The 7,546-nt window shown below is 36.9% G+C and carries 7 protein-coding genes and 1 riboswitch; of the genes, 3 read left to right on the top strand and 4 right to left on the bottom strand.

All coding sequences use genetic code 11. The features are described from left to right. Nucleotides 1–395: 395 nt before the first annotated feature. Together B1A98_RS19530 and B1A98_RS19525 are read right to left on the bottom strand one after the other, a co-directional pair. Nucleotides 396–1,013, bottom strand: a complete 618-nt coding sequence (locus tag B1A98_RS19530) for a recombinase family protein (protein ID WP_063385345.1) — start codon at nucleotides 1,011–1,013, stop codon at nucleotides 396–398. Continuing rightward, nucleotides 1,010–1,201 carry a hypothetical protein gene (locus B1A98_RS19525; protein ID WP_041114471.1) on the bottom strand — a complete coding sequence of 64 codons (192 nt, stop codon included), beginning with the start codon at nucleotides 1,199–1,201 and terminating at the stop codon, nucleotides 1,010–1,012. Before B1A98_RS19525 ends, B1A98_RS19530 begins: the two co-directional genes overlap by 4 nt. 855 nt (nucleotides 1,202–2,056) lie before the next feature. Continuing rightward, a riboswitch (cyclic di-GMP riboswitch) is annotated at nucleotides 2,057–2,140 on the top strand. 48 nt (nucleotides 2,141–2,188) lie between these two features. Here B1A98_RS19525 and B1A98_RS20260 point away from each other — a divergent pair. The 3 genes from B1A98_RS20260 to B1A98_RS19515 are packed head-to-tail and all read left to right on the top strand — an operon-like array spanning nucleotide 2,189 to nucleotide 5,167. Beyond that, nucleotides 2,189–2,956 (top strand): hypothetical protein, encoded by a 768-nt coding sequence (locus B1A98_RS20260; RefSeq protein WP_041114472.1) that lies wholly within the window; start codon nucleotides 2,189–2,191, stop codon nucleotides 2,954–2,956. Continuing rightward, nucleotides 2,949–4,181: a glycosyltransferase family 2 protein gene (locus B1A98_RS19520; RefSeq protein WP_041114473.1), complete on the top strand. Its 1,233-nt coding sequence runs from the start codon at nucleotides 2,949–2,951 to the stop codon at nucleotides 4,179–4,181. The genes B1A98_RS20260 and B1A98_RS19520 overlap by 8 nt, the downstream gene beginning before the upstream one ends. Then, nucleotides 4,178–5,167, top strand: coding sequence for a hypothetical protein (locus B1A98_RS19515; RefSeq protein WP_125474373.1), 990 nt, complete (start codon nucleotides 4,178–4,180; stop codon nucleotides 5,165–5,167). The genes B1A98_RS19520 and B1A98_RS19515 overlap by 4 nt, the downstream gene beginning before the upstream one ends. 597 nt (nucleotides 5,168–5,764) lie before the next feature. Here the strand turns inward: B1A98_RS19515 and B1A98_RS19510 are convergent. Then, entirely contained in the window at nucleotides 5,765–6,382 is a 618-nt protein-coding gene (locus tag B1A98_RS19510; protein WP_052477426.1) for a hypothetical protein, read from the bottom strand. A 111-nt stretch (nucleotides 6,383–6,493) separates the two neighbouring features. Continuing rightward, nucleotides 6,494–7,363 carry a HAMP domain-containing sensor histidine kinase gene (locus B1A98_RS19505; protein WP_082821781.1) on the bottom strand — a complete coding sequence of 290 codons (870 nt, stop codon included), beginning with the start codon at nucleotides 7,361–7,363 and terminating at the stop codon, nucleotides 6,494–6,496. Nucleotides 7,364–7,546: the final 183 nt, after the last annotated feature.

Genomic DNA, 7,546 nt, shown 5'->3' with positions numbered 1-7,546 from the left:
AAAGTCATCATTATATTTTTTGCCTGCAGGCTTACGTTCCATTTCGGACACATCCTCTCAAAATAATTGTAAGGACTTAATTAAACTGTGTCCATACATCTATACTAGCTCCAAAAGTAAAAACATACCTTTTAAGAAATAGACTTTTAGGTGAACTCGGAGCAGCTTAATTAAAAAACATATTCGCAAGTGAGCTGCACACTGGCAGAAGAAAAAAACAAAAAGGTTTACAGTAATGAGAAAGGGTAATTTAAAAAACACATAGAGGAAACTACAGGACCATCACAACACGTTACCTACCTTCTTCTTGTAAAAAGCCGTCCAGGCACTCCGGACGGCTTTTTATGTTTTCTTATAAGGTCTCTTGCTTTTTTTAATACAAAAACATTCGAATATTAACTAGATGTACATGCTTCGATCTCTTTCTTAATAGCATAAATGTTTTTTCGCGAAAGACCTGTTTCACGGTGAATGTCCATGACGCTTTCACCGGCGTCCAATAATTGGACCACTTTATCATAAACAATTTTATCCTTACCGACCGCGCCAGCATGATACTTTCTTTTTCTGCCTGTATAAACCCCTTTTTTCTTTGCAATTTCAATGCCTTCACGCTGTGCCGTTCTGCTTCGGTCTCGTTCTTCATCCACCATCCATGATAAGAGTGTTAAAACAAGGTCGGAAACCAACTGGCCAACTCCCTCAAGTTCCTTGTATTTTCTTGTGTCCAGAATCGGCATATTGAGGACCACAATGTCTATATCCTCATCGATCATCGCCTTCCACTCGCTTCTTATTTCTTCTTTGTTCCTTCCAAAACGGCTGAGGTCATGAACAACCAGCACGTCTCCAAACCTCATTTTGGATCTCATTTCACGGTAGACAGGTCGTGAAAAATCCTTTCCAGATTGCTTTTCTGAATAAATCTTCTCACACCCGAATGCTTCTAACTCCTTCAACTGGCGATCTAAATTCTGATCAGTGAAACTTACCCGTGCATAACCAAAAATCATCTCTTTTCATCTTCTTTTGGAATAATTCGATATTGCCAGGTATTGGGCAAACTAATTTTGATTCCCTCAATGAAGGCTTTAGCTGCTTCTTCATTCTCAAAGCTCACTTCTTTTTCTTCTCCAATAGCTGTGTTTTCAAATTCCATTTCCGAGCCTTCACTATCAAAGGCTTTTACGATAAATCTCATACGTTACCCTCCATGTTTACACATTGGTTATTTTCATGCTCTTTTTTTAAAATAGTTAGGAAACAACCCATAGGAAACACTCCAACTCCTTGATATTACTACATTTCCGGATGTTTCTCTAGGGTATACTAAAAATAAACATTTCCTTAAGAAAAAGAACCGCCTTAAGGCGACCCTTGTCTACATATTAAATTCCAATCAGGCTAATAACCCTCCATATATTAAAGCATATAAAAACAAAGTCAATCCAAGCAACATGACACTTTATGTGTTGATCTTGAACTAATACAGCAATAATTATTCTTCTGAATTTCCTGGATCTACCACGATTATTTTCTTTTCATCTAATAAAATATGATATCCACAAGACCAAAACATTTTTTCCAGAGCAAATCCTGTACCTAATTCTTCTTTCAATTTTTCAGGATTATTTTAGCAGCTTTTTCCGCAACTTTTTTAGAAAGCCATGAGTCTGCTGTGTATATTACTCCATCTAATACAACAGCTCAAGTTGCCAGTAATGCCATTTCTCCTATTCCGGGTATAAAATAAATTACTACTGCTGCAGCCGCTTTACCATTAGGGTCAGCATACACTACAGGATTCCAGACTGTTTTTCATACTTGTAAATTCTTGAACATTAGGGAAAATCCTTCCTCTATTTTCTAGTGATACTCTTAAAATAAGTTAAGGATCTACAGTTTTTATAGTGCTAATTTATTTGATACTTCCATAATCTCCTTGTAAGAAAGATAGACAGCTCTTAAGAAGGTATAACGTCTCAAGATATATCATAAAAAAATATGATCAATTTATTGACAATTAATGTTGACCACATAACCTTTATTTTTTAATATAAAAAGTGGATGCTAGGAACAATTTACCTTATTTGGGCGCCTGGTAGATTGGGAGCGAGTGGCGCAACCGTCCTTAATTTTTGTGGACGGTTTTTTTGTGTCCATTTTACAAAAGGAGAAGGTTACAAATATGATCAATTCTTCCACAGTTTCTATTATGATGGTTGGTATGATGGCATGTCTTGTTGCTATCTTATCCAACTCTTTTCCGTTTTACACGGAAGCTTTAGGTTTGATTGCTATTTCTCTTGTTGTGATGGCTCTTTTGCATGAAAAATTTCTTTTTTTATATGCAATTACTGTAACAATCGGGTTTGGCGCTTTTTTGACTGGCATTGCTTTTTGGAGACATAATTCAGAAGATCAGCAGATTTCTTTTATGTTTCTTCACTTGCTTGTAACAACCTTCTTACTCTTATATTGGATTCTCTTGTATTATATTAAATCAATTGGGACTAAAAATCGCGATTTAATCGCAAAGGTCAAAGCTCTTGAGAAGTATATGCCTCATTCTAACATTTTAACGAACCATGAATTTTTAGATCAGGCGAAAATAATTCTTAAAGGGACAGAACGCCGCAACGAACAGGCGTGGCTGTTGCAGCTTTGTTTTTTACCCATAAGCGACTACACAAAACAGAGTGTTCGCGAAACATTGGAGAAACTCGCACTTCATTCAATTAGAGTGGAATATGATATCGTCACATCCTCTCCCTCTTCAGTAATGGTTCTACTTCAAAATACAAATAGACAAGGTGTAGAGATTGTAAAAAAGCGGATGATTGAACGAGCAAATACTATTTTTAATAAAACGAAGCAGCCCTTTCTTTTTAAAGAACAACTGATTGATAACGTACAGCAGGCAGCTGAGTCTCTTGAGGAGAAAACAGATGAGTAGTATTTTAATGGTGATCATGCTTTTTTTCTGGCTGTTGCTCATGTATTATTCACTAACTACGATCGGGGGATTGTGGTATCGTATTCGTCATCAACTGCCTGGCCGGCTGGAGTATTATCCGAGTACAGCTGTATTGATTCCGGCTCATAACGAAGGGGTTGTACTAGCACAGACAATGAGTGCTATGGCCCGGCTTCATTATCCAGGTAAGCTTGACATTTACTTACTGGATGATCAGTCCCGTGATGAAACAGCAGAGATAGCCAAAAGCTTTTCTGATCTCTTTTCACATATTCATTACATCACTGTGCCGGAAGGGGAACCAAAGGGAAAGTCACGTGTATTGAATTATGGATTAAGCATTTCTGAGTCGGAATACTTTATTGTTTATGATGCTGATAATCAGCCAGAACCGGATGCACTTCAAAAACTAATGGAAGTAGCAGAAACAACCAAAAACGCAGCGGGTGCGGTTGGCTATGTAAAAACCATAAATTCAGAGAAAAACTATTTAACACGAATGATCAGCTTGGAGTTTCAAGTATTCCAGCTTCTTATGCAATGCGGCCGATGGGCTCTTTTTAAACTAGGTTCTTTGGCTGGCACCAACATGCTGCTTCGTCGTTCAGTACTGGAGGAGCTTGGTTATTACGATTCATATGCACTGGCAGAAGATGCGGAGTTGACGATCCGGATAACGGCAGCAGGCTGGGTGCTTCCTGTAGTACCTGAATCACGAACATGGGAACAGGAACCTGAAAAAATTTCTGTTTTTATCAGACAGCGGACTCGCTGGCTGACAGGAAACTTATATTTGCTTGAAAAGTCTTTCCGTGAACTTATTCATTGGAAAGGCAAAACATTTATTTTAACGATTCAGCATTTGCTGACGTACCTTATCTTTGTCGTATTGCTGGCTTTTTCAGATACTTTCTTTGTTATGAGCCTGCTCGGAATGGAACTGCCGCATATTGCAGCACCACTTTTAATGCTTTGGTTTATGAGTTATATCATTTACACAGCACAATTGCTGAGCGCTATTGTTATTGACCGTAATGTATCATTTATCAATGTTATATTTATTTTAATTATGTATTTTACGTACGCACAGCTGTTTTTGGTCCTACTCATTCGGAGTGCCTTCTCGTATACCGTTAACCGGCTGCGCGGCACGACAATTGCTTGGGACAAAACAACTCGATTTAAACAGAAAGGCGGCAGATGATGAAAAAGGCTGTCATAACAGTTGTTCTCGCTGTTTCGTTGTGCCTGATTGGTTTGGCAGCTGCAGTAGTATGGCAGAGTGCAGAGGACAATGACGTGCAAAAATATATAAAGAAAACATATACAGACGACGATCATCTTATTTATGCTTATCCCAATAATCCTCATTCGCAATATTTATCGGAAAGTATAGGTTTGTATATGAATTATTTGCTGCTTATCGATGATCAAAAGACATTTAATGTACTGGTGCAACAGCTGAAAAATCATTTCTTTGTAAAAAAAGAAAACGCTTTGTATATTAGCTGGGTGTTAAAGGAAAATGCAAATACCAATGCACTTATTGATGATGTACGTATTATTGCAGCACTTCGAAAAGGGGCCTCCCAGTTTGGAGAGAATGAATATGCTGAGCTGGCGAATAAGCTGGCCCGAACAATTGAGCGACAACAAACTGCAGATGGAATTTATGTTGATTATGTAGATTGGGCATATAATGAGTCAGCACGACGGGTGACTCTAAGCTATTTAACGCCTGACTTTTTTTATGTATTAAAAAAAACCGTTCCATCCAAGGAAATTTTAACTTCTCTTGATGAAAAGAAGGTGTTCTTTCCAGAGTATTATGATCTGACCAAAAGAACGTACAGTTATGGGGCGAAAATCCATATGATTGACCAACTGCTTATAGCAATCAATCGGGAAAACGTGCATGAACCGTCCCGGGCTTTTCATAAATGGATTATAGAAGAGTGGAAAGCAGAAGGTCGTATTGCGGGGCAGTATTTCAGAAAGACAGCTGAACCTGCAGTGGAATATGAATCCCTTGCTGTCTACGCTTACTTAGAAGAATATTTTCGCACAACAGGTGATGGACAGCTTGCTGAAGAAGTTCACGAGCGATCCACCCAGCTGGTTAAGAACGGTATTTTAAAAGAAGCGCACTTTTTCGATTATATCCTTTACGAAACTAAAAAAACGCAATAAAAAACAGTCTAAGATAGAGTAACGAATCAGCAGAAAAGCTTCTGATGAGAAAAAAGAGAACCCTCGTGAGAAACGCACATTACTAACCTCTGTCGCTGTAACGACAGGGAAGTCTACACCCATGAATAGGGGCTATCACTAAAGAATAAAATCATCTAATGTTACCTTATTAACTTTAATAGCCTTCCATCATTCAACTGATGGAAGGCTATTAAAGTTGTTTAAAATTAAAGGGTTACAGCCATTCTTTTTATAAAAATAAAAAATCACTCTTTTTATTAGGCTATGAAACAAATACCACCGGTCGCTAATCTGACCAACTGGAAGAGAGCGGTTTAGAATCCATTCGGCATATTCGCTTGAACCACTCCTTGTCACGATTTGTATAGAAGCAGTTTTTTACTTTCTTTTAAAAGCAAATCAGACTTTTTGGTCGATGTAATATACGATTGGATAAGTGAAATAATGTAGTGATCAAGTATAACCTAAGATATCTTTTCTGATTAGCAGATAAATGTGTATCAATAAAAAATACACGGTCCAATCACTAACAAAGCCGATTCGGGGTAAAGATAGTTTAAGACATAATTTTGATAATTAATCATCATCGTCCTCATAGTCTAAATCTGTCTCAAGATCTATTATTTGAAATTGACTATTAAGAGTAATTTCAGCCGTGAGGCCTTCTAATGTACCTCTATATCCCTCTGTATCCATTCGAAAATTGGAAGCTTTTACAAAGGTTTCTTGATTGCCATTATAATCAATCGTTACATCTTTATCTGTAATCTTAACAATCATTCCATAAGCATCCACAGTATTCTCTGTTTCAATATGGTAGGCTAACTCACCATTTGCATTGATATCTGCTAGCACACCTTTTTTTAGAGGTGAAAATAAATCCTCGACTTTTGTACTTTTATTGATGGTAAAGGTTTTTGTTCCTTGAAGGGGCACACCAATAGTGATATTGTCTTCTGTTAATTCCATGACTTTTCCCTCAACTCCAATAAACGGTGAGTTTGAACTACTAGGAGTTGTCGAATTCTGATTTAAAGTCGTACTATTAGAAGTAGTCGTTTTAAGGTCCGCTTCTGTTTGGTAATTTTGATACCCTCTTGTGTCATCCTTAAAGTTATAAAACAGCACTACAGCCCCGATTCCAATCAATAGTGTTAATCCAACAAGTATAGTTATTTTCTTCCCAGATTTCATCTATATCCCTCCACAAATATTCTATATGGATAGTGTAGCAAGGGAATTTAAGATGACTATTGGATAATGGTAAGAATTTCATTAGAAAATACTAGGTTTTTTCTTAAATAGTTACATACTAGCCTTCAGTGTAACGGTTACTATTGTTCCTTTGTTTAGTTCACTTTCAATAGAAATAAAACCATCACTTTGTTTTATGAGTGAGTACGCAATTGCAAGACCTAAGCCCCTGCCTCCAGTGGCTCGTGTTCTAGATTTATCTACTCTGTAAAAGCGCTCAAATAATCTAGGGATATCATTTTCAGGAATACCAATTCCTTGATCCATAATTTGTATCACAGCCCTATCTTCATTTTGAGAAACTTTCACTGTAACTTCTTTCTGGCTATATTTCAAAGCATTATCTAATAAAATAAATAAAATCTGTACAAATTTTTCCTTATTCGAAAGACCCAAGATGGATTTAGAATCATTGATAACTCGAATAGACCGGTTAGTTGCAACTTCAAGACGCTTGGCTGTTTGTTTACATAGCTCTGTAATGTTAATAACCTCTATCTCAAACGGTTGTTTATTGATTGCAGCCAGGTCAAGGAGTTGTTCCACCATATTCTTTATGCGTTTAGATTCATCCTGTATAGTTTCAATCCCTTCGTTAAGTAGATCCGGATTATCCTTGCCCCAGCGATTTAACATAGAGGCATAGTTTTCAATCACCGTTAATGGAGTTTTTAACTCATGAGACGCATCGCTAATAAATTGCTCTTGCTTTTGAAAGATTTCTTCTAAATAATCAATCATACGATTAAAATTATCTGCTAACTGAAATATCTCATCATGTTTCTTTTGAGGAAGTTGTATCTTCTCGAATAGCCCATATTTTTGAATGTTATCCATAGTAGTTCCTATGACAGATACGGGTCTTAAAAATATTCTAGAAGTTATTTTTCCAAAGAAGACTGCCAAAACGATCAATAGCACTGATACACCAATTAGAATTGTTAGTAATATCTCAATATCTTCTAAATGATCATCTAAAACTCTCGAAAGTTCTATCGTTCCAATCCTTTGTATTTGTTAACCTAAAAGTGAACCACCATCGCAATTGAAAAGTGAGCCACCTTATATGAAAATAATCCTAGCTTGTAAGAGTTAGGGGGATAT

Origin of the sequence: Pseudobacillus badius (genome assembly GCF_002189605.1) — a bacterium.
Lineage (GTDB): Bacteria > Bacillota > Bacilli > Bacillales > Domibacillaceae > Pseudobacillus > Pseudobacillus badius.
This window is presented reverse-complemented; position numbering and strand designations above follow the sequence as displayed.

Excerpts from the sequence above, each read along its gene's own strand:
- B1A98_RS19520 (WP_041114473.1), top strand. The coding sequence starts at position 2,949 with ATGAGTAGTATTTTAATGGTGATCATGCTTTTTTTCTGGCTGTTGCTC.
- B1A98_RS19510 (WP_052477426.1), bottom strand. The coding sequence starts at position 6,382 with ATGAAATCTGGGAAGAAAATAACTATACTTGTTGGATTAACACTATTG.
- B1A98_RS19515 (WP_125474373.1), top strand. The coding sequence starts at position 4,178 with ATGATGAAAAAGGCTGTCATAACAGTTGTTCTCGCTGTTTCGTTGTGC.
- B1A98_RS19530 (WP_063385345.1), bottom strand. The coding sequence starts at position 1,013 with ATGATTTTTGGTTATGCACGGGTAAGTTTCACTGATCAGAATTTAGAT.
- B1A98_RS20260 (WP_041114472.1), top strand. The coding sequence starts at position 2,189 with ATGATCAATTCTTCCACAGTTTCTATTATGATGGTTGGTATGATGGCA.
- B1A98_RS19525 (WP_041114471.1), bottom strand. The coding sequence starts at position 1,201 with ATGAGATTTATCGTAAAAGCCTTTGATAGTGAAGGCTCGGAAATGGAA.